The organism is Kordiimonas laminariae (assembly GCF_023008165.1).
Taxonomy (GTDB): domain Bacteria; phylum Pseudomonadota; class Alphaproteobacteria; order Sphingomonadales; family Kordiimonadaceae; genus Kordiimonas; species Kordiimonas laminariae.
In genome coordinates this window covers 1-18,268 of the sequence record NZ_JAKQZA010000003.1, presented here as the reverse complement: position 1 = coordinate 18,268, position 18,268 = coordinate 1, and the positions used below count along the sequence as shown (strand labels likewise).

General features: G+C 45.6%; 17 protein-coding genes and 1 tRNA gene. 8 read left to right on the top strand and 10 right to left on the bottom strand.

The features are described 5' to 3' along the window. The first annotated feature begins 18 nt into the window (after nt 1–18). Genes hutU through hutG form a run of 3 tightly spaced genes read left to right on the top strand, consistent with a single transcriptional unit; the run spans nt 19 to nt 4,028 of the window. Entirely contained in the window at nt 19–1,677 is a 1,659-nt protein-coding gene (gene hutU, locus MF542_RS06005) for a urocanate hydratase (protein ID WP_247017001.1), read from the top strand. Nucleotides 1,678–1,704: 27 nt separating this feature from the next. Beyond that, on the top strand, nt 1,705–3,243 hold the full coding sequence (gene hutH / locus MF542_RS06000) for a histidine ammonia-lyase (RefSeq protein WP_281501588.1): 1,539 nt from the start codon (nt 1,705–1,707) through the stop codon (nt 3,241–3,243). After that, complete coding sequence (hutG, locus tag MF542_RS05995; RefSeq protein ID WP_247016997.1) at nt 3,240–4,028, top strand: N-formylglutamate deformylase; 789 nt, start codon at nt 3,240–3,242, stop codon at nt 4,026–4,028. The genes hutH and hutG overlap by 4 nt, the downstream gene beginning before the upstream one ends. Here the strand turns inward: hutG and MF542_RS05990 are convergent, their stop codons facing one another. Together MF542_RS05990 and MF542_RS05985 are read right to left on the bottom strand one after the other, a co-directional pair. Further along, a complete protein-coding gene (locus MF542_RS05990; RefSeq protein WP_247016995.1) occupies nt 4,029–4,844 on the bottom strand; it encodes a hypothetical protein in 816 nt (271 codons plus the stop codon). 87 nt (nt 4,845–4,931) lie between these two features. Next, nucleotides 4,932–5,384 carry a methyltransferase family protein gene (locus MF542_RS05985; protein WP_247016993.1) on the bottom strand — a complete coding sequence of 151 codons (453 nt, stop codon included), beginning with the start codon at nt 5,382–5,384 and terminating at the stop codon, nt 4,932–4,934. 162 nt (nt 5,385–5,546) lie between these two features. Between MF542_RS05985 and MF542_RS05980 the strand changes: the two genes are divergently transcribed. Further along, nucleotides 5,547–6,143 (top strand): PAS domain-containing protein, encoded by a 597-nt coding sequence (locus MF542_RS05980; protein WP_247016991.1) that lies wholly within the window; start codon nt 5,547–5,549, stop codon nt 6,141–6,143. Here MF542_RS05980 and MF542_RS05975 read toward each other — a convergent pair. Beyond that, nucleotides 6,120–7,016, bottom strand: a complete 897-nt coding sequence (locus MF542_RS05975) for a haloalkane dehalogenase (protein WP_247016989.1) — start codon at nt 7,014–7,016, stop codon at nt 6,120–6,122. The genes MF542_RS05980 and MF542_RS05975 overlap by 24 nt on opposite strands. A gap of 125 nt (nt 7,017–7,141) precedes the next feature. Here MF542_RS05975 and MF542_RS05970 point away from each other — a divergent pair. Continuing rightward, nucleotides 7,142–7,231, top strand: a tRNA-Ser gene (locus MF542_RS05970). 102 nt (nt 7,232–7,333) lie between these two features. Here MF542_RS05970 and MF542_RS05965 read toward each other — a convergent pair. The 3 genes from MF542_RS05965 to MF542_RS05955 are packed head-to-tail and all read right to left on the bottom strand — an operon-like array spanning nt 7,334 to nt 10,081. Further along, a complete protein-coding gene (locus MF542_RS05965) occupies nt 7,334–8,113 on the bottom strand; it encodes an alpha/beta hydrolase family protein (protein WP_247016987.1) in 780 nt (259 codons plus the stop codon). A gap of 50 nt (nt 8,114–8,163) precedes the next feature. Further along, nucleotides 8,164–9,408 (bottom strand): sensor histidine kinase, encoded by a 1,245-nt coding sequence (locus MF542_RS05960; protein ID WP_247016985.1) that lies wholly within the window; start codon nt 9,406–9,408, stop codon nt 8,164–8,166. A gap of 1 nt (nt 9,409) precedes the next feature. After that, nucleotides 9,410–10,081, bottom strand: a complete 672-nt coding sequence (locus MF542_RS05955; protein WP_247016983.1) for a response regulator transcription factor — start codon at nt 10,079–10,081, stop codon at nt 9,410–9,412. 142 nt (nt 10,082–10,223) lie between these two features. Between MF542_RS05955 and MF542_RS05950 the strand changes: the two genes are divergently transcribed. Further along, nucleotides 10,224–10,883 carry an ABC transporter ATP-binding protein gene (locus MF542_RS05950; RefSeq protein ID WP_247017937.1) on the top strand — a complete coding sequence of 220 codons (660 nt, stop codon included), beginning with the start codon at nt 10,224–10,226 and terminating at the stop codon, nt 10,881–10,883. Beyond that, entirely contained in the window at nt 10,880–13,357 is a 2,478-nt protein-coding gene (locus tag MF542_RS05945; protein ID WP_247016981.1) for an ABC transporter permease, read from the top strand. Before MF542_RS05950 ends, MF542_RS05945 begins: the two co-directional genes overlap by 4 nt. Nucleotides 13,358–13,403: 46 nt before the next feature. Here the strand turns inward: MF542_RS05945 and MF542_RS05940 are convergent, their stop codons facing one another. From MF542_RS05940 to MF542_RS05930, 3 genes are read right to left on the bottom strand one after another with little or no spacing between them, the layout of a single operon-like run. Further along, a complete protein-coding gene (locus MF542_RS05940) occupies nt 13,404–13,829 on the bottom strand; it encodes a hypothetical protein (RefSeq protein WP_247016979.1) in 426 nt (141 codons plus the stop codon). A 43-nt stretch (nt 13,830–13,872) separates the two neighbouring features. Beyond that, nucleotides 13,873–14,277, bottom strand: a complete 405-nt coding sequence (locus tag MF542_RS05935; RefSeq protein ID WP_247016977.1) for a hypothetical protein — start codon at nt 14,275–14,277, stop codon at nt 13,873–13,875. Between the two features lie 15 nt (nt 14,278–14,292). Further along, nucleotides 14,293–14,661 carry a hypothetical protein gene (locus tag MF542_RS05930; RefSeq protein ID WP_247016975.1) on the bottom strand — a complete coding sequence of 123 codons (369 nt, stop codon included), beginning with the start codon at nt 14,659–14,661 and terminating at the stop codon, nt 14,293–14,295. A gap of 865 nt (nt 14,662–15,526) precedes the next feature. On the opposite strand from MF542_RS05930, the gene MF542_RS05925 reads away from it, so the two are divergent. Next, nucleotides 15,527–16,246 carry a response regulator gene (locus MF542_RS05925; RefSeq protein WP_247016973.1) on the top strand — a complete coding sequence of 240 codons (720 nt, stop codon included), beginning with the start codon at nt 15,527–15,529 and terminating at the stop codon, nt 16,244–16,246. Here the strand turns inward: MF542_RS05925 and MF542_RS05920 are convergent. Continuing rightward, the coding region (locus tag MF542_RS05920; RefSeq protein WP_247016970.1) for a hybrid sensor histidine kinase/response regulator at nt 16,243–18,268 on the bottom strand (2,026 nt) is incomplete at its 5' end. The two genes, MF542_RS05925 and MF542_RS05920, sit on opposite strands and share 4 nt — an antisense overlap.

Here is an 18,268-nt window from a genome sequence, read left to right as displayed (position 1 = left end):
AATAAAAGGGATATACAGATGAAAAATCGCCCTGATATTCATGCGCCAACGGGTGCTGAGCTCACATGTAAAAGTTGGGCAACAGAAGCTCCAATGCGGATGATGATGAACAACCTTGATCCTGCGGTTGCTGAAAACCCGGATGAGCTTGTTGTTTATGGTGGTATTGGTCGTGCGGCCCGTAACTGGGAGTGTTTTGATAGCATCGTTGAAACACTGAAGGGCATGGAAGAATATGAAACACTGCTTGTTCAGTCAGGTAAGCCGGTAGGTGTGTTCCGCACCCATGAAGATGCGCCGCGCGTCCTGATCGCCAACTCAAACCTTGTGCCGGCTTGGGCGAACTGGGAACATTTTAATGAGCTCGATAAACAAGGTCTGATGATGTACGGACAGATGACAGCGGGTTCATGGATTTACATTGGCTCACAAGGCATTGTTCAGGGCACTTATGAGACATTTGTTGAAATGGGTCGTCAGCACTTTGGTGGCGATCTTACAGGTAAGTGGATTCTCACTGCTGGCCTTGGTGGCATGGGCGGAGCACAAACACTTGCAGCTACTATGGCGGGCGCGTCATGTATGGCGATTGAGTGTCAGGAAAGTAGCATCGATTTCCGCTTGAATACTGGTTATCTGGATGCGCGAGCAGATACTGTTGAAGAAGCACTTGAGATGATTGAAAAATCTCATGCAGATGGTAAGGCAATTTCCGTTGGTGTGCTTGGAAATGCGGCTGAAATTCTGCCGCAGATGGTTGAAAAAGGTATCCGTCCTGATGCGGTAACAGACCAAACCTCAGCCCATGATCCGGTAAATGGTTATCTACCAATTGGTTGGACAGTGGATGAATGGATTTCAAAGCGCGAAACAGCCCCTGAGGAAGTATCTGCTGCTTCAAAACCGTCTATGGCCAAGCACGTTGAAGCAATGCTTGCATTCCACAATATGGGTATCCCAACAGTAGATTACGGTAATAATATCCGCCAGGTTGCCTTTGATGAAGGTGTTGAAAACGCGTTTGATTTCCCTGGTTTTGTGCCTGCATATATTCGTCCGCTTTTCTGCCAGGGCATTGGCCCATTCCGCTGGGCTGCACTTTCCGGAGACCCGGAAGATATTTATAAGACCGACCAGAAGGTGAAAGAACTTATCCCTGATAATCCACACCTTCATAACTGGCTTGATATGGCGCGTGAACGTATTCAGTTCCAAGGTTTGCCAGCGCGTATTTGTTGGGTTGGCCTCGGTGACAGGCACCGCCTCGCGCTTGCGTTCAATGAAATGGTGAAAAACGGGGAACTAAAGGCCCCTGTGGTGATTGGCCGTGACCATTTGGATAGTGGTTCTGTTGCAAGCCCGAACCGTGAAACTGAAGCAATGATGGATGGTTCTGACGCTGTATCAGATTGGCCGCTTCTTAATGCGCTTCTTAACACAGCATCAGGCGCAACATGGGTAAGTCTTCATCACGGTGGTGGTGTTGGTATGGGTTACAGTCAGCATTCGGGCGTTGTGATTCTGTGTGACGGTACAGAGCAAGCAGCTAAGCGTGTAGAGCGTGTGCTGTGGAATGACCCAGCAACGGGTGTGATGCGCCATGCAGATGCAGGCTATGATATCGCGAAAGATTGTGCACGCGATAAAGGCCTAAATCTGCCGATGCTTGATAAGTAAGGAGTTCTCCAAGTGTCTGACCATAAAATGATTAGAAAAGCGGGTAGCCTTAGCCTTAAAGATCTTAGGCATATCTATGAAAACCCGATTCAGTTTGAGCTGGACCGTAGTGATTTTGCGAATATTGATCGTGCCCGCCAAACGGTAACTGATCTAGTTGATCGCGGCGATACAGCATACGGTATCAACACAGGGTTTGGTTTGCTGGCAAATACCCGGATTGCTTCTGAGGATGTAGAACAGCTTCAGGAAAACCTTGTACTCTCGCACGCAACAGGTGTGGGTGAGCCGCTTGCTGATGGTGTTGTGCGCTTGATCCTGGCGATGAAAGCGACCAGCCTTGCACAGGGCTATTCTGGTATTCGGCAGAGCGTGATTGACGCGTTGATCGCCCTTCTGAATGCAGAACTTTACCCGGTTATTCCTGCAAAAGGTTCTGTTGGGGCATCCGGTGATTTGGCGCCGCTCGCGCATATGTCAGCGGTTCTACTGGGTGTTGGTGAGGTTCGTGCTGCTGGTGAAGTAATCTCCGCCAAGGAAGCATTATCTCGCATTGGGCTAAAGCCTATGTCACTTGCTGCCAAAGAGGGCTTGGCGCTTCTCAATGGTACACAGGTTTCAACAGCGCTCGCACTTTCGGGGCTGTTTGAGATTGAGAATGTGTTCGCGGCGGCCATGGTAGCTGGTGCAATGTCTGTAGATGCCATGAAAGGTTCCATGGTGCCATTTGATCCGCGTATTCACGCAGTACGCAGGCAACAGGGGCAGATTGATACGGCAGCTATGTATCGCAGCTTGATTTCAGGCAGTGAGATTAACCAATCCCACCACGATTGTGAAAAGGTGCAGGACCCATATAGCCTTCGCTGCCAGCCACAGGTTATGGGCGCAGCGTTAGGTGTAATGCGCCAGGCGGCTGATACTCTGTTTACCGAAGCAAATGCTGTAACGGATAACCCGCTTATTTTCCCTGATGAAGGTGATATTCTTTCTGGAGGTAATTTCCATGCGGAACCCGTGGCGATGGCAGCAGATATGCTTGCGCTCGCAGCGTGCGAAATCGCTTCTATTTCTGAACGCCGCACCAGCTTGCTTGTAGACCCGAACATGTCTGGCCTGCCAGCGTTCCTTGTGGAAGATGGTGGGTTGAACAGTGGTTTCATGATTGCCCAGGTAACGACAGCGGCGCTTGTGAGCGAGAATAAAACACTGGCACATCCCGCAAGTGTGGACAGTATCCCGACATCGGCGGGGCAGGAAGATCATGTTTCCATGGCTACATTTGCTGGTCGCAGATTGCATGATATTGCTTTCAACAGTGGTACGGTGATTGCTATTGAGCTTATCGGTGCTGCACAGGGTATTGATTTTCACAGGCCTCACACGTCAAGCGATGTACTTGAAGAGGTGCATGCAGATATCCGTAAATCTGTCGATGTTTATGAGCGTGATCGCTATTTCGCACCCGATATTGAAGCAATCCGCGAAATGGTTGCTGCAGGCTCTTTGAACTCCTATGTTGAAAGCTTACTGCCTTCAACGCATATGGGGAGCGAAGCTCTGTGAGCGACATCTTTAATCTTGTGAGGGGGAATAGCCCCCTCCTTGTTTCCATGCCACATAGTGGTGAAAGTCTTGGCCCATATATGGAGCGTATGACAGATGCTGCGCATAAGCTTACAGATACGGATTGGCATTTGCCGAAACTCTATGCATTCCTCGCTGACATGGATGTAACCGTTATTGCTGCTAACCATTCCCGTTATGTGATTGACTTGAACAGAGACCCATCTGGGAAAAGTCTGTATCCGGGCCAGAATGTCACTGAGCTTTGTCCGACAACCACATTTCCTGAAGAACAGATTTATCTGGATGGAGAAAAACCATCTGATGAAGAATGTGCTGAGCGGGTGAAGACATACTGGGAGCCCTATCATAACCGAATTGAGGAAGAACTGAATCGCTTGAAAGCCCAGCATGGGTATGCGCTTTTATGGGATGCGCATTCTATCGCTTCTGAGGTGCCTCGTTTCTTTGAAGGTAACCTGCCAGACTTTAATCTAGGGACCAACAGTGGTGCGAGCTGTGATAGCAGGCTTGGTGAAGAGCTTCTGAAGGTTGCGGAGCAGTTTGAAAAATATACTGCTGTCTTAAATGGCAGGTTTAAGGGCGGCTTTATCACGCGGAAGTATGGTCGGCCTGAAAAGGGAGTTCATGCAGTGCAGTTAGAGCTTTCACAGATTACATATATGGAAGAGCAGTTTCCGTTTGCATATGGGAATGAAAAGGCCGCAGCAGTGCAGCCCTGTATCAAAGCCTTGATTGAAACCATGCTTGAGTTTCAAGGTTAGTTAGCTGAAGATCATCTTTATGCGGTTTATGAAGCCTTGAAGAATATTGGGCCGTTCACGCAGTATTAAACCTTTATCCAGCATCAGGGTATGGAAGTCTTTTATTCGGCCGGTGAACGCAGTATTGACTGCTGGAATTAAGTAGCCTTGTGCTTTAATAGCTTTAACTGCTTCATGGCCTTCATTGGGCATCACATAGTGATAGATGTTTCGGTGTTTTGGAAACGCAGCGGTATGAATGCTATCTATACCTTTCGCACCATGGATGATGAAACATAGACCATTGTCGAAGTTTCCTTCATCTATAGTTTGTACCTCAAAAGACGGAATTCTACGTTGCCATTCTTTCCAGCGATTTTCTTCGGGAATAATGGATAGGTCCATTGAGTATTGAGGCGAGATCGCAAGTATTCGGTCTATCTTCATATAGCGTGTAGCAACAAGTGCTCCGAAGGCACCCATACTGTTGCCGATCGCAAAAGTCTTTTTGAATGAATGTTCAGCGCAATAATTTCTAATAAAATCAAATAAAACCTTGTTTTTCTCGTGACTATGAAACCAATGTCGTTTTTTATCGAAAATGAAAATAACAGAACGCTTACAGCCAGCGCTGGCAGTGCCAAAAAACTCTTCTTTCTGAAGTGAAATGCCGCCAATACCTTCACCAATACCTAGAAATGATAGACACACTTCATCACCTTCACCTTCATAGCAGGTGATACGGAAAAAAGAGTCTTCGTAAATATTCTTCAAACCATGTTGTTTTGCAGCTTCTTTAAATTCAGCTGATCTGAAGTTTTTGATCCCAAGCGACATAAAAATACTCAGTGTATAATGCTAAAATGAATGCAGTTTTATAATGGGTGAAGCCTTTTGGATATAGGATAAAAGTTTGTTATTGAATTATACCCAACGTCTTACCTGTGCTTTATATGCACGATATTCATTTCCGAAAAGTTGTTCTAAGATAGCTTCTTCTTTTTTAATAAAAAGTGTGTGAATGAGTATTGGGAACGCCGCCACTATAATGGCGGGACTATAGGCATCTGAGCCAATCCAAAAGCCACATAAAGCAAAAAGCATAGCCAAGTATATTGGATTTCGGCTGTAGGCAAATGGTCCCTTTGTAATAAGGGCGCGAGCCTCGCTGTTCGGGTGTATGGTTGTCTGGGCTTTTTTAAATTCCATTGCAGCCCAAAATATTATGAATACAGCAAACCCAACAAGATACCCTCCTATGTTGAAGGTGGCGGTTTTCCCTGTTTCTAAATAACCGAGAACTACAATGGATATAGCAGACCCCAAAAAAATATGTGGTGGTAGCAGGCGTGTATCTCGGTTCTCGGAGTTAGACATTGAATATAGCCCTCGTTTTCTTGAATGAAGAAATTTCAATAAGGGAATACTGGCCTTGAACACTAAGTTTATCCAGAATTTTATATATTCGAGTATATTTTGTTAACGTTCAGGTGGTATTATGCGTTAGATGTAAAGCGTTATCTGTAAGTTGCGATTGGGGTGACTAACTTGTTTAAACGCACACCAAAAAGTATGTTCCTGGAACGTATCTGGCGTGACCTTCCGCGAGACGGTGGGCGCGATATGCCGTTGCGGAATACCTTAAAGGCAAGCCGTATCCCGGATTTAATCCCGGATCTGTCTGTGGCGAAGCTACTCGATGACAGTGTTCGAGTTATCATGGCTGGAACAAATGTAACTGCGCGGTTAGAAGCGGAAACGGCTGGCAAAGATTATATGCAGTTTGTTTCTGCTTCACAGCGCCAGGATGTTTTAACAACATTGCAGTTGGTGTGTGGTATGCCTGTGGGTGCTTGCCTTCAGATACGTAGTTCCTATCACAGAGGGTATGATCAAACCGTAGAAGTAACCATTCTGCCGCTTGCTGGATTACAGTTTCCCGATGTTTATGTAATGGCCCTCTCCGTTCCTATTAACGGTAGCAGAGATATGCAGGGTGGTGTTAGGGGTGCTCCAGTAGCAGCCGATTGGAGCGGTCCTGTGCAATGGATAGACTTAGGGCTGGGAGTGCCACAATTGGATGGTGGCACCCAAGCCGATAGTGCTTACGCTTTAGATATCTCCAAAGTGTTTTAGAGCAGCGTTGGCGATTTCTCTCCCCCATTCTTGAACGAAGTGTCCGCCATCTGCGATTTCCATCGGTTTAGGGCAGTCGTTGATTTGTTCATTCAGCCACTGCATGGCAGGCGGCCCCAGGACCGGGTCTTGCATGCCGATAGCCATGAAACTCTGACCTTTCCATTTTTCCTGCCAGAACTTGAGTGCTTTTTTTGAAGTATTTACACCTTCCATAGCTGGGTCTGTCATTACCAGTTGCGGAAAGCGTCTCACACCTGCTTTGTAACTGTCATCAGGGAAAGGTGCATCATAGGCGGAAACTTCTTCATCTGTGAGGATAGGAGTGGAACGTTTCATAAGGCCGCCGACAGGGAAATCTGGGGTGTTGGCTACATAATCCCGCCACGCATTGAAACCATCACCAGCAGGCCTGCCGATAGCAATTGTTGTATTCATAACAATCAAACGATTAAAGCGGTCTGACATTTCAAAGGGAAGTGTAAGCCCAAGCAGGCCGCCCCAGTCTTGGCATACAAGAGTTATGTTTTTTAGGTCCAGTCTTTCAATGAATGCTAGCAGATAATTGCGGTGAAAATGAAAAGTGTAGTTTGCGTCATCAACAGGTTTATCTGATCGACCAAAACCGAAAAAATCTGGGGCAACTACCCGAGCACCACTATCCAGAAATTCAGGAATCATTTTCCGGTATAGATACGACCAACTTGGTTCACCGTGGAGGCAAAGGAAAGTATGCTTGGCATCTTCTGGGCCTTCATCCACATAGTGAGCGCGCAGAGTTTCATAACCTTTTAGATCATCAAGATAATTGGGGGAATAAGGCCAGTCTTTTAGATTCTCGAATCTGTCATCGTTTGTGCGAAGTGCCTTCATTTTATGCTCCCCTTGAAAGAAATTTTTCTCCGTATCCTTAGGGATATAGGGGGATTGCGAGATATGACGAATTTTTTTCAAACTGATCGTTGACAGAGAGAGCGCATTGCCATAGATACGGCGGCGGAGACGTGGCTGAGTGGTCGAAAGCGCTCCCCTGCTAAGGGAGTATACTGGCAACGGTATCGAGGGTTCGAATCCCTTCGTCTCCGCCATTCATTTCAAATGAATTCGACTAAGCACATCATTAAAATTTGGTGACAAAAAAAGAGCTGACACTAGGTACCAGCCCAAGAAGGTGCAATATACCGCGAGGTTTACTGCTGAGTGTTGAGCCATGTTTCTATCGTTTTTACATAGGCTTGCGGCAACACATGCCCGCTGTCGAAACTTTTATTGGTGATTGTTGAACCCGCTGCTATCAGCTCAGCGTTTTGTTTGTCGGTGGAATACTCGTCATTTTCTGCGGTAATAAGCAGCCAAGGTGCTTTCACATCAGCAGCAAAATTGATGGGGGATACTTCAGGCACGTTTCTTACCGCTGGCGGTACCATTGTGACCAAATGTGTGACTCTTTTATCCTGAGAGGCCAACAGTGTGCCCATTTGTGCGCCCATACTATAGCCCATAACCACGACCTTTTCTGTGCCTTTGAAGTTCTTCAGCATCTTATCCAGCAGATACTGGTAATCCTTCACCGTGTTGTTGATCATGTTTTGGTAAGCTTGACTGTTGCCTCGGCGTGCTGCTTTCACCAATGCCATTGGTTTGTCACCACTACGGCGAGCGCCGTGTCTGCGGGCATCAAGAGCAAGAACACGGTATCCACGGTCAATAAGCATTTCAGTGACATCGTCACCGAACATCATATTATCTTCAGCAAGCCAATAGAGGCTTGAACCCATCAAGCCGTGCATAAGCACTGCAAGCGGGGCATCTCTTTTGGTGTCTTTAGATTGGTAGATAAAGCCGGTAATGCGGTTTCCATCAGGCGCATCATACCCCAGTTGCTGCACATAGGTTTGTGCTGAAGCAGTTAAACTGCTGACCAGAATTGCGGTGGCTGCGGCGAAAGTTTTGAAAAGTGCTGTCGTCATATTTTGTCTCCTTATGGAGACTGTTTAACAAGCGCTATGTCAAACCACTGTCAAATGCCGTCAGCTTTTTCTTTCCACCTTAACGTGGCTGTGGTTCCGTCTGTTTCACCGGCTTGAATATTGAAATCAAGGTTGAAGTGATCGCTTAATCTTTTCACGAGACTAAGGCCAACACCGAACCCTTCCACACGTTTATCTACACGGCCAAAACCAATTCCTGTATCGATTATAGTCATTGAGTTATGGTTTACAGTAACTTGTACGCTACCTTTTTCTGTATAGGAAAGAGCGTTTCTAAGAAGATTTCCTACCATTACGAGCGCGACCGGCTCAGGTGCAGGGATTATGCTGTCTTTTTCACCTTCCAGGCTCAACGTAATAGGGCGATTTCCTGTTAGGTAAGAATAGCTGGCTATTAATGTTTCACATGCGGAATAAATATTACAGATTTCTTCTGTTGAAGCGTCTCTACCTAACCATAGAATACCTTCAGTGAGCATTTGCATATCCTGTACCGCGGCTTTCAAACGGGTAAAGGCCTTGGTCTTTTCAGAAGTTTCTTCGAGAATTTCAAGGGCGCCAAGTGCTACGGCAAGAGGTGTGCGTAGTTCGTGGCTGGCATCTCGATTAAACTGCTGTTCACGTTCAAGAAGTTCTTCAATTCTCGCATTTCTGTCAGTAATTGCATCTGCCAGTGTATGAAGTTCTTTGGGCGCTCTATTTGAAATATCAAATTGTGTGGAAAGACTTTCGCTGCCTGACAGTGCTTCTGCCATTGTTTCTAGTGGCTTGGATACCTTCTTTGTAACCCTAACCATAAAGAACAAGGATATAAGCAGAATAACTCCGCCCATGACCCCGATAACAACCAAATATAATTTTATATAGGGCGTGGAACGAACAAAAGGCCTTGCATTAAAAACCAGATAAAGCCTGTCACCATTTTCCAGAGTTCTTACGGCTGCATGAAAATGACCTCTTTCTTCACCGAAAATCTCAAGGTTTCGAGTTGTCCATTCCGGGTTTATCTGACTTTTAAGCCAAGGCGGCAGGTTTTCCCATCCACGGTAATAGTCCAGTTCATAGGCAGCTGTTTTGCCGCTCTTGGCATCAGCAGTATCAATGTTTTCAATAAGTGCATCAGCGGCATTGTTAAGCTGAACGTCAAAAATCTGGTCTTCAAGGTCAAAGCCAAACATCACAGCCATATAAGTGAAAACCGCAAAGCTAAAGAGGGCAGAGCTGATATAGCTTCTGAGCACTAAACTACGAACTTTTCGTTTGTTCTTCACCATATTATTTCTCTGCCTGAAGGGCATAGCCTTTGCCGCGGATCGTTTTTAAAAGCCCATCTTTGCCAATATCATTTAACGCTCTCCGGAGGTTATATATGTGAGTTCTTAAGGCGCCGGATTCTGGTGGTTCATCTTTCCATAGCGCATAACTTATATTTTCGGTGGAGACAATTTCAGGCGCAGCATTTAAAAGCAGCTTCATAATAGTGCGCTCTTTTTCAACGATAGAAACTGTACGGTTTTCTTCAATAAGAAAAAGCCCTTCTTGATTAAGACTTATGCCCGCGAAAGATAGATCATGCTTCGCACGTACTTTGGGGCGGCGACCAAGTGCTTCAAGCCGCATTTTAAGTTCTCTGAGCGAAAAAGGTTTTACCAGATAATCATCGGCACCCACCGTGAAGCCGGCTTCTTTGTCATCAAGAGTATCACGAGCAGTTAGCATTAATATAGGGGCCTGAACCTCGGCTTCATTTCGGTAGGTGGCACATACTTCAAGGCCATCACAGCCAGGCAACATTAAATCAAGGACGATCACATCATATTCATCACCAAGAGCAAGCTCTAATCCTTGTGGACCACTATAGGCGAAATCGAGGTCGAAGTCGTTTTCCAGATATTCGGCAATGTTGGCTTGAAGATCCAGATTGTCTTCAACAATCAATATACGCATGAACCACCCTTTCGTTACTTTGAACAAAGCAGCATAGCTGTTGGTATGTCAATTGGATGTCAACTGACACCCTGTTTTCATTTCACCTTTATTTGACATTCACCTTGTTAGTTTTCCTCTGACAGCAGAGGAGATAGCAGTGATGCGAGATACAATAGAACTGAACAACATCAGTCATTATTTTGATACGGCCGCGGAGCGTATTGAGTTATTCGATAATCTGTCCCAAACCATTGGTACAGGGGAAATTTTAGCCATTGTTGGGCCATCAGGAGCTGGAAAATCCAGCCTTCTTTCCATTGCCGCCGGGCTTGAAGACCCGGAAGAGGGTGAAGTCGTGTTCAATGTGGGTGGAACACCTATTGATAAAATGGCCATGCGTGCGAACTCGGGCTTTATTTTCCAGCAGTTTCATCTGATGCCCGAGCTGGATGCAATTGGAAACCTTGCACTGCCACTTCGCCTGAAAGGTAACAAGGATGCCTTTGATATCGCGGCTGATTGGCTTGGCAAAATTGGCCTTGAAAAACGAGCGGGCCATAAACCCCATCAGCTAAGTGGTGGAGAACAGCAGCGTATAGCAATGGCACGCGCTTTCGTTAGTCGCCCGCGTTTTATTTTTGCAGATGAACCAACCGGCAATCTTGATGCCCGTACATCAGAAACCGTGATTGATCTGATGTTCGGTTTCGCCCGGGAAACCGAGTGTGGCCTTGTGGTGGTAACACACAGCAATCGGCTAGCGAGCCTCGCGGATAAAAGCTTGAGGCTAGAGAATGGTGCGCTGGAGATAGCGGCATGAGCACGGTGAAATTGATATGGGATAACGCTCGGCATGACCTGAAGGCTGCGGACGGCAGGATTACGGTGCTGACGCAAACTGCGCTTTTGTTTTTCCTACTCACTCTTACGCTTGTGAGTGCCTCTATCCAAAATTATCTGAAAGCGAACTTGGATCAGATGCTGGGCTCTGATGTGGTTGTGGAAAGCCATGTGCCACTGGAAGATAGAGCACTTCAAACGTTGCGAAGTGAAACGCAGGGGCTTGCAAAGTCTGAGCTACTGAAAATCACGCTGAGTTTTGAAAAACGGTGGGAACGTGTTCAGTTGAAACTTGTGGATAATGCCTACCCAATTCAGGGGCAATTGATGATCGGTGCATCACCAGGAGCCGATCAGATGCCTGCAAAGCGTGGGCCTGACATTGGGGATATTTGGCTTGGATCACGTTTGGCAACAAAACTTGGTGCTGGCGTTGGTGATCAGATTAAGATTGGCGGAGAAAACCTTCAGGTAGCCCAGATACTTTTTCACGAGCCGGACCGTCTTATGGAAGGGCATAGCGTGGACCTTCGGGCTATGGTGCATATGGATAGTTTGGCATCGAGTGCACTCGCCAGTAGTGGTCAGCGGTTTCGCTATATGATGATGGCAGATGAGGCGCAGGCAGAAACTATTGAAACGTGGGCTAAGGATGCATTGCCGGGGGCAACTGTTTTAAAGAAGTATGGTGGCCAACACCCGCTCTCAGGGTTTTGGCGCCGCACGGAAAATTTCCTTGGGCTTGCTTCTGTTATTCTCTTTTTCATGGCCGCTGTCGCCATTGATATGACCAACCGCAGGTGGCTTGCAAACATGCGGTACCGTATTGCAATTTATACCAGCTTTGGTACGTCGCTTGGAAAAAGCATGGCTATGGCAGGCGGGCAGTGGCTTACAGGATTTGTTCTTTCTACTGTAGGCGCGTGTGTTTTCGCAGCTGTGGCTCAGGATTTGATTGTTGCCGAACTGCAAGCTTATTTCCCGGGATTGTCAGGTGGTCTTTACCTTGCGGCAATTATTAAAACAGTGGCGCTTGTCTTTATCCTGTTGCTGGCCCTTCAAATACCGACATTTAATCAGTTACGTGGTTCTTCTGTGCTTTCGCTGATCAGAAAAGCACCAGAAAACCGGTATCTGTTGCAGCGGCTTTTCTGGGGTTTGACGTCTGCCACACTTCTGGCCGCGGTATATTCAGATAATATGCTTTTAACTGCCATGACGCTGGGGGCGGTGGCTGTTGCGCTCATATTCATGACATTCCTAAGTTGGCTGGTTCTTCGCCTTGGTGATTATTGGGGAAGCCGACGGGCAGGTTTGTTGCCGTTTGCTTTCTTTATGATGAGGCAGCGTATTTTCTCCAAGTCTGCACAGATTTTAGGACTTGGCCTATGTGGTTTGCTGTTACTGTTTTCCTTAATGCTCATGCGTGATTTCAGTGCGATGATCGAAACCAATAGCCGTGTGGAAGAAGGTAATTTGATTATCTCAGAAGCCCAGGAAAAGCATGTGGGTGCTATTCACGATTGGTCTGAAAAAACAGGCAGTACGGTCAAACAACTTAGGCCGTTCTTGTCGGCTAAGCTTGTGCAGGTGAATGGTGTGCTTCTCAATGATTACATGAAGAAGCCAAGCGATTCACTGGCGACACTACAGGAACCTATTCGTCTGAGCTGGGCCGATGAAATCCCTGACAATAATCGCCTTGTTGATGGTAATCGCTGGGAAGTTGGCACAGAAGATTGGCAACAGATTTCAGCAGAACCTGAAGTGATGACCGATATGGGATTCAAATTTGGTGATAAACTGACGTACCAGATTGGTGGTGAAACATATACTTTCACTCTAGTGGCAAGCCATGCTTATAAACCGGGTGGTAGCTTCATCACCTTTTGGTTCCAGGTACCACTTTCGGCAAGAGAACAGATTAAAACTGATACCTATTATATGGGAAGTATGAACCTGCCGGAACAGGCATGGAGTGAACTTGCAAGCCTTTGGGAAGCGAACCCAACACTCGCCCTTCTTCCGCTTAAGGAAATGATGCAGCGACTTGAAAAAACATTGGGCATCGTGACCAAAGTAACATCCGGTTATGCAGCTATGGTGCTGGTGCTTTCCCTGTTTGTTGTTGCAGCTTCCGTGAGCGGTTTTAAGGCGGATGATCAGCAGAAAAATGGCCTTCTTATGAGTATGGGATTGAAGGAAAAAGATTGCCTGTGGCTGAATTTCTATGATTGGGGTGTAACCGCCCTTATCGCAGCGGCTGGTGCCATTGTTGGTACATGGATGGCTGGTATTCTGATTTATGAAGATCAGTTTGGGCTTTTCTATAACCCTGATCCGATTTGGGTAGTTGGCACTATTAGCCTGATGGTGGGCACCGTTTGCTTGATTGGTTATCTAGCCTGTCGGCAGAGCCTGAAAGTTTCTGTTCGAGACTTACTCGCCGGTTAATTATTAGACGATTAAGCCCAGTGCATCTGTACTGGGCTTTTTTATTTCAAGCGCAGAGAGACAAGGTTTGTTTGATAAGCTGTTTATCTGAAAAAGGTGCTTCAAGTACCGCGGTGATGCCGCAATCCTCCAGTTCGTGCCGAATGGTTTTTGATACAGGCGGACTGATAAGGATTATTGGGATATCGCAGTGTGGTTCACCAACAGCACGTACCTTAAGGATAAACTCCAGTTCGTTTTGCCCCACTTTATTGGTGATCAGGTAAACTGCTTTATAGTCGCGTTCCGTGCATAATCGGTAACAGAGTTCCCCTGAGCATGTGTGTAGATAAAAATAAGCGCTGTTTTTGATAACACTGATAGGTGTTGCGTGAGGTGTATTGTCTTCCAGAGAAAGCATCAAGAATTTCCATTCGGTAAATTCCGATAAATCCCAGGATGACAGCATAAATTGTAAATGATCAGGAATCATTTGATTAACCTAAAAACTGATAAAAGAATAATGTTGTAACAGGCTAAAGCTGAGGTATTGCTCGCAAGATTGCAGTTGCGGAAAGCTTGAGTAGCCGATCTTTTTCAATATCTTCTACAACAAGAGATAGCGGCAGTTGATCACGAGTTGGTCGATCGAGCATTGTTTCTGCGTAGGCTGTAAAGATTAGGCGAGGAAAACGTTTGTGTTCTTTCATGGCCTTCATGAGAACAGAACGTCTTAAACGCGTTATGTTATTGAATGTCAGCTTTAATCTGACGGGAAAGTCGTGACAGATAAGAGCGCCATTTTTTTCCGCTAAATTGTAAAAGCCATTGGCTTCCGCCCAAATTGCACATGCTTCCAGAAAACTGGTTTTTTGGTGCTCAATTGACAGGCTTTGTGGGCTGTATTTCTTCTGATAGGCATCGACGCTTTCATATAACATGTCGTAACTCGTGGGTTAGAAATGGGAAGAAGTAGCATCTACGGCCTGCCTGTTAGCCTTTGATGTACCAAACGAACGTGCGCATGAGCCAATAGCATCTTGAAACACGTTGATAACTTCTGATTTGCTGAGAGCATGCAGTTGCGGATCTCTGGCGATTAAACCATGTGCGAGAACCAGCGGATGATGCTTTGATTGATTTGCGTGAGCAATAATGGACCGTTGAAGCGTTTCACAGGATGTGAAGAGCTTTCTAATGTCATTTACTGTGCACTTGCAGATAGTTGAAGCCTGAGAAAAATCTATCTGATATGGACCGCGCCTTTCCTGTTGGCACCAGTCTGCGCATGTTTTGATAATGCGCTGTTTTGTGATCTTTAACATATTTATGTCCCCAACCTTCGATCAATGCAGGTAAGGGTAGAGTGCGAGTGCTTAGGTGTCGTGTTTCAATTTGTGTCAGAATGTATCAAGTTTATAGGGAAGCGAATATGATGACAGGGGAAAGAAACAAAGAAGCGGTGCTGATTCCTAACGCCAACCCCTTTAACCAATTTTCTCCTCGCAATATATTTTTACACTGACGCTTATAGCTCTTTTCTTTTAGTGGTGATGATGCTTCTGGCAGATACTTCAATAGTGGCATCGTAATCTTATATCGCAGCATTTTGAAAATGTCGTAAGTCACCCATGAAAGCGTAAGGACCGCTAACATGCCGCAGAGAGAAACAAGTTCGTGAGATATGCCGCAAAGAATACCGAGCAAAACTAATACGATTAGTTTGTTCCCTATTATAAAACCTTGCGAAGCCGTGGAGAGCAGTTTAGTGGATCTCCAGCAATCATTACAGCTGTATATTTCGCTCACAGCTTTAAGGCTTGCACTGAACCCCTTTCTTTCCATACAGCCGCCGCAGTAGGGACAGTGTCGTAATTTGATAGATTGTTGCCTCATAACCATACAAATAAATTGCTGCCATCAATTTTAATTCAGGAATATTGATTTGTTCATAGCTGTCTAATATTCCTTAATCAGGAGTGTCCAAAGGACCGACAAACTATAGGTAAAATATCAAATTAAGAATGTACTAAGATGTATCAAATTGTACTTCGCCCTGTGCAACCAAAGCGACTACACCTATAATTTGTTCTCAGGCAGGCATTTTGATTGGGCATATGAACTATTAAGTTCGAGAAAAATTATTAACTTAGTGTATTGAGTATAATACTGAATTTTGATGGAGCTTGAATGTCAAGTGTGTCGCATATTCTGATCGTTGATGACGAACCTGAGATCAGAGAATCCCTATCTCATTATTTAGGAAATAACGGTTTTAAAGTCTCATGTGCTGCTGATGAAAAGCAGGCTTTGGGGGTGATTGCAGAAGAGCATATTGATTTGGTCATTTTGGATATTGTTCTGGGGCAAGATGACGGCATTAGCATTTGCCGTACGCTCAGGCAAAGCCACTCTCTGCCGATTATGTTCTTGTCTGGCAAAGCTGAAGATACTGAAAAGGTTGTTGGTCTTGAGGTCGGTGCAGACGACTATATGATCAAGCCATTTAACCCTAGAGAGCTGCTTGCTAGAGTGAAGGCAATATTACGCCGTACTCAGCAAATATCTATTGAAACGCCAAAGCAGAATTCCAAGAAATATCGTTTTGGTGATTTTGTGCTGGATGCCATTGACCAGCAAATATCAACGGAGGCAGGTGATGCTATTCAGTTAAGCTCTGGAGAGACGAGACTGCTTCTTGTGTTTATGGAAAATCCACAAACAGTCTTGAGCAGGGATTTCCTTCTGGAGGCCACACAAGGACGTATGGCAAATATGTTTGAACGAAGCATCGATAACTATGTGGCACGGCTTCGAAAGAAGATTGAGGAAAACCCCAAAAAGCCTCAAATTTTGAAGACTTATTGGGGTGGTGGCTATTTGCTCAATTGTGCGGTTTCACCGCTTTAAGAGGCTTCCGCCTGCATAAAAGTATCCAACAGTTCTTTTACTTTCTTTGGTGAGAAAGGTTTGCTGAGTACAGGGCAGTTCGCGGTTGATAGAAAGCGCTGTGCAAATTGAGATAATTCATCACCGGTCATAAAGACTGTTTTGTCGCTAAGATGCGGATAATCAGAGCACACTTTTTCATAAAGTTGAGGGCCGTCCATTTCAGGCATTCTTAAATCACTGATGATCAAGTCGATATGTTCGTTTGCCAAGACTTCTAAAGCTTTTTGACCATTTGGTGCGGAGCTTACATCATGATTTTGGCTTTTGAGTATCTGTCCTAAAGCATCCAGAATCTCTTCTTCATCATCAACGATGAGAATTCGGCAATCAGCACAATCTACCTCGGTCTCCGTTTCCGCGGCATCAGCGTAGTTTTTGGTCCAGGCAGGGAGATAAAGCCTGAAGTGCGCCCCTTTTTGCGATGGCATAAGGTCAATCTTGCCATCATGTGCTTCCACAATACTGCGGACAATAAATAATCCAAGCCCCGTGCCTGTGCCAACTTCCTTTGTAGTAAAGAAGGGGTCAAACACTTTACTGCGTATGTTTGCAGGTACACCAGGGCCACTATCAACGATATCCACTTTGATAATATTGTTTACCTCATCATATGAGCAGGTGATGGATAGAAGCTTCTGCCGTACCTGAGAGGACATAGCGTGTAGCGCATTCAGGAGTAAGTTAAAGAATACCTGATAGAACTGGTTATAGTTCCCTTTGATAGCTGGTAAATCTGGCGCGATATGAAGAGATATATCAACGTCATTTTGCCGGAAACTATAGCCGGAAATATCAATTGCTTCCTTCATACATTTTTCAAGATCGAATGGTGCAGAATCGCCGTAATCTTTGCGTGCTACGTTCAAGAAAGATCGTACAATTTTAGAGCAGCGTTCCACTGCATCTTCAATCTTTTGCATACGCTCTGTAACAGCTGGGTCGTTTACTGCATCAGCCACGATGTGGGTGTTGGTCATAATGACTGTAAGAGGGTTATTAAGTTCATGGGCCACGCCCGCTACGAGTGTACCTAAAGCGTTGACTTTTTCACTTTGGAACAAAGCTTCACGCTGTTCTTTTAGCTGACTTTCCAGACGTTTCTGGTCCGATAAGTCGATGAAGCTCATTACAATGGCAGCTCTACCATCAAACACACTTTCCTGCGTGGAAAAGAGCACTGGGAATGTTTGATTGTCGGCATTCATAAATTCCGTTTCTTGCAGCACTTGTTTGGATGCTGCTTCTCTCGATAACAAATGATGCTTTTGTATGAAGTTGGAAAATGCCGAGCCGGTCCCTTTTATATTGCTGCCTAGAAGCTTTTCAGCAGCTTCACTGGCGAACAACACAGTTTCTTTCTTCTTATCAAACACTAGAACCGGGAAAGGTTGACCGTGAAGAATGCTTTTCAGTGTTTTAGTGGAACGATTAAGAGCTGTAACATCACGGGCCGTGAGAATGTGAACGCCTGAACGAAGGAGACCACAGTCCATTAGAAAGGCACGTCCATCATTCAATTCAAATTCAATAGTTGTCTTATTTTGTAAGCCTTCCCAAAGGGCTTTTATGATTTCTTTGCCTTCTTCAATCTTTTTGCCGTTCACACCGTAGACAAGCCGGGGCTGCAATTGGTCCATGATTTCCGCAATGCTTCGACCAACCAATTGGTTTTTAGGCATATCGAGTACATCTACAAAGGCCTGGTTACAGGTCATAAGCTGGAAATGGCCATTATCAATGGCAATTAAATCAGGAACGGCCTCAATTGCATCTTGAAGAACATGCCAGCCTTTTTCTGCCTCCGCCTGGAATGCATCCGCTTCTTTTTTAGCATGCCCTTTCACTTGCTTTGCCAGATCAGATGCAATGACGCCAACCATAAAGACGCCCATGCCTATGTATACAACGGGCAGGGTGGTAAAGAGGAGCGTTTGGAACAACGCAGAAAGCTTTGGGTCTGGCGTGCCGCCCTGAAGGGCG

Excerpts from the sequence above, each read along its gene's own strand:
- hutU (WP_247017001.1), top strand. The coding sequence starts at position 19 with ATGAAAAATCGCCCTGATATTCATGCGCCAACGGGTGCTGAGCTCACA.
- hutH (WP_281501588.1), top strand. The coding sequence starts at position 1,705 with ATGATTAGAAAAGCGGGTAGCCTTAGCCTTAAAGATCTTAGGCATATC.
- MF542_RS05990 (WP_247016995.1), bottom strand. The coding sequence starts at position 4,844 with ATGTCGCTTGGGATCAAAAACTTCAGATCAGCTGAATTTAAAGAAGCT.
- MF542_RS05985 (WP_247016993.1), bottom strand. The coding sequence starts at position 5,384 with ATGTCTAACTCCGAGAACCGAGATACACGCCTGCTACCACCACATATT.
- MF542_RS05975 (WP_247016989.1), bottom strand. The coding sequence starts at position 7,016 with ATGAAGGCACTTCGCACAAACGATGACAGATTCGAGAATCTAAAAGAC.
- MF542_RS05965 (WP_247016987.1), bottom strand. The coding sequence starts at position 8,113 with ATGACGACAGCACTTTTCAAAACTTTCGCCGCAGCCACCGCAATTCTG.
- MF542_RS05960 (WP_247016985.1), bottom strand. The coding sequence starts at position 9,408 with ATGGTGAAGAACAAACGAAAAGTTCGTAGTTTAGTGCTCAGAAGCTAT.
- MF542_RS05955 (WP_247016983.1), bottom strand. The coding sequence starts at position 10,081 with ATGCGTATATTGATTGTTGAAGACAATCTGGATCTTCAAGCCAACATT.
- MF542_RS05950 (WP_247017937.1), top strand. The coding sequence starts at position 10,224 with ATGCGAGATACAATAGAACTGAACAACATCAGTCATTATTTTGATACG.
- MF542_RS05945 (WP_247016981.1), top strand. The coding sequence starts at position 10,880 with ATGAGCACGGTGAAATTGATATGGGATAACGCTCGGCATGACCTGAAG.
- MF542_RS05940 (WP_247016979.1), bottom strand. The coding sequence starts at position 13,829 with ATGATTCCTGATCATTTACAATTTATGCTGTCATCCTGGGATTTATCG.
- MF542_RS05935 (WP_247016977.1), bottom strand. The coding sequence starts at position 14,277 with ATGTTATATGAAAGCGTCGATGCCTATCAGAAGAAATACAGCCCACAA.
- MF542_RS05930 (WP_247016975.1), bottom strand. The coding sequence starts at position 14,661 with ATGTTAAAGATCACAAAACAGCGCATTATCAAAACATGCGCAGACTGG.
- MF542_RS05925 (WP_247016973.1), top strand. The coding sequence starts at position 15,527 with ATGTCAAGTGTGTCGCATATTCTGATCGTTGATGACGAACCTGAGATC.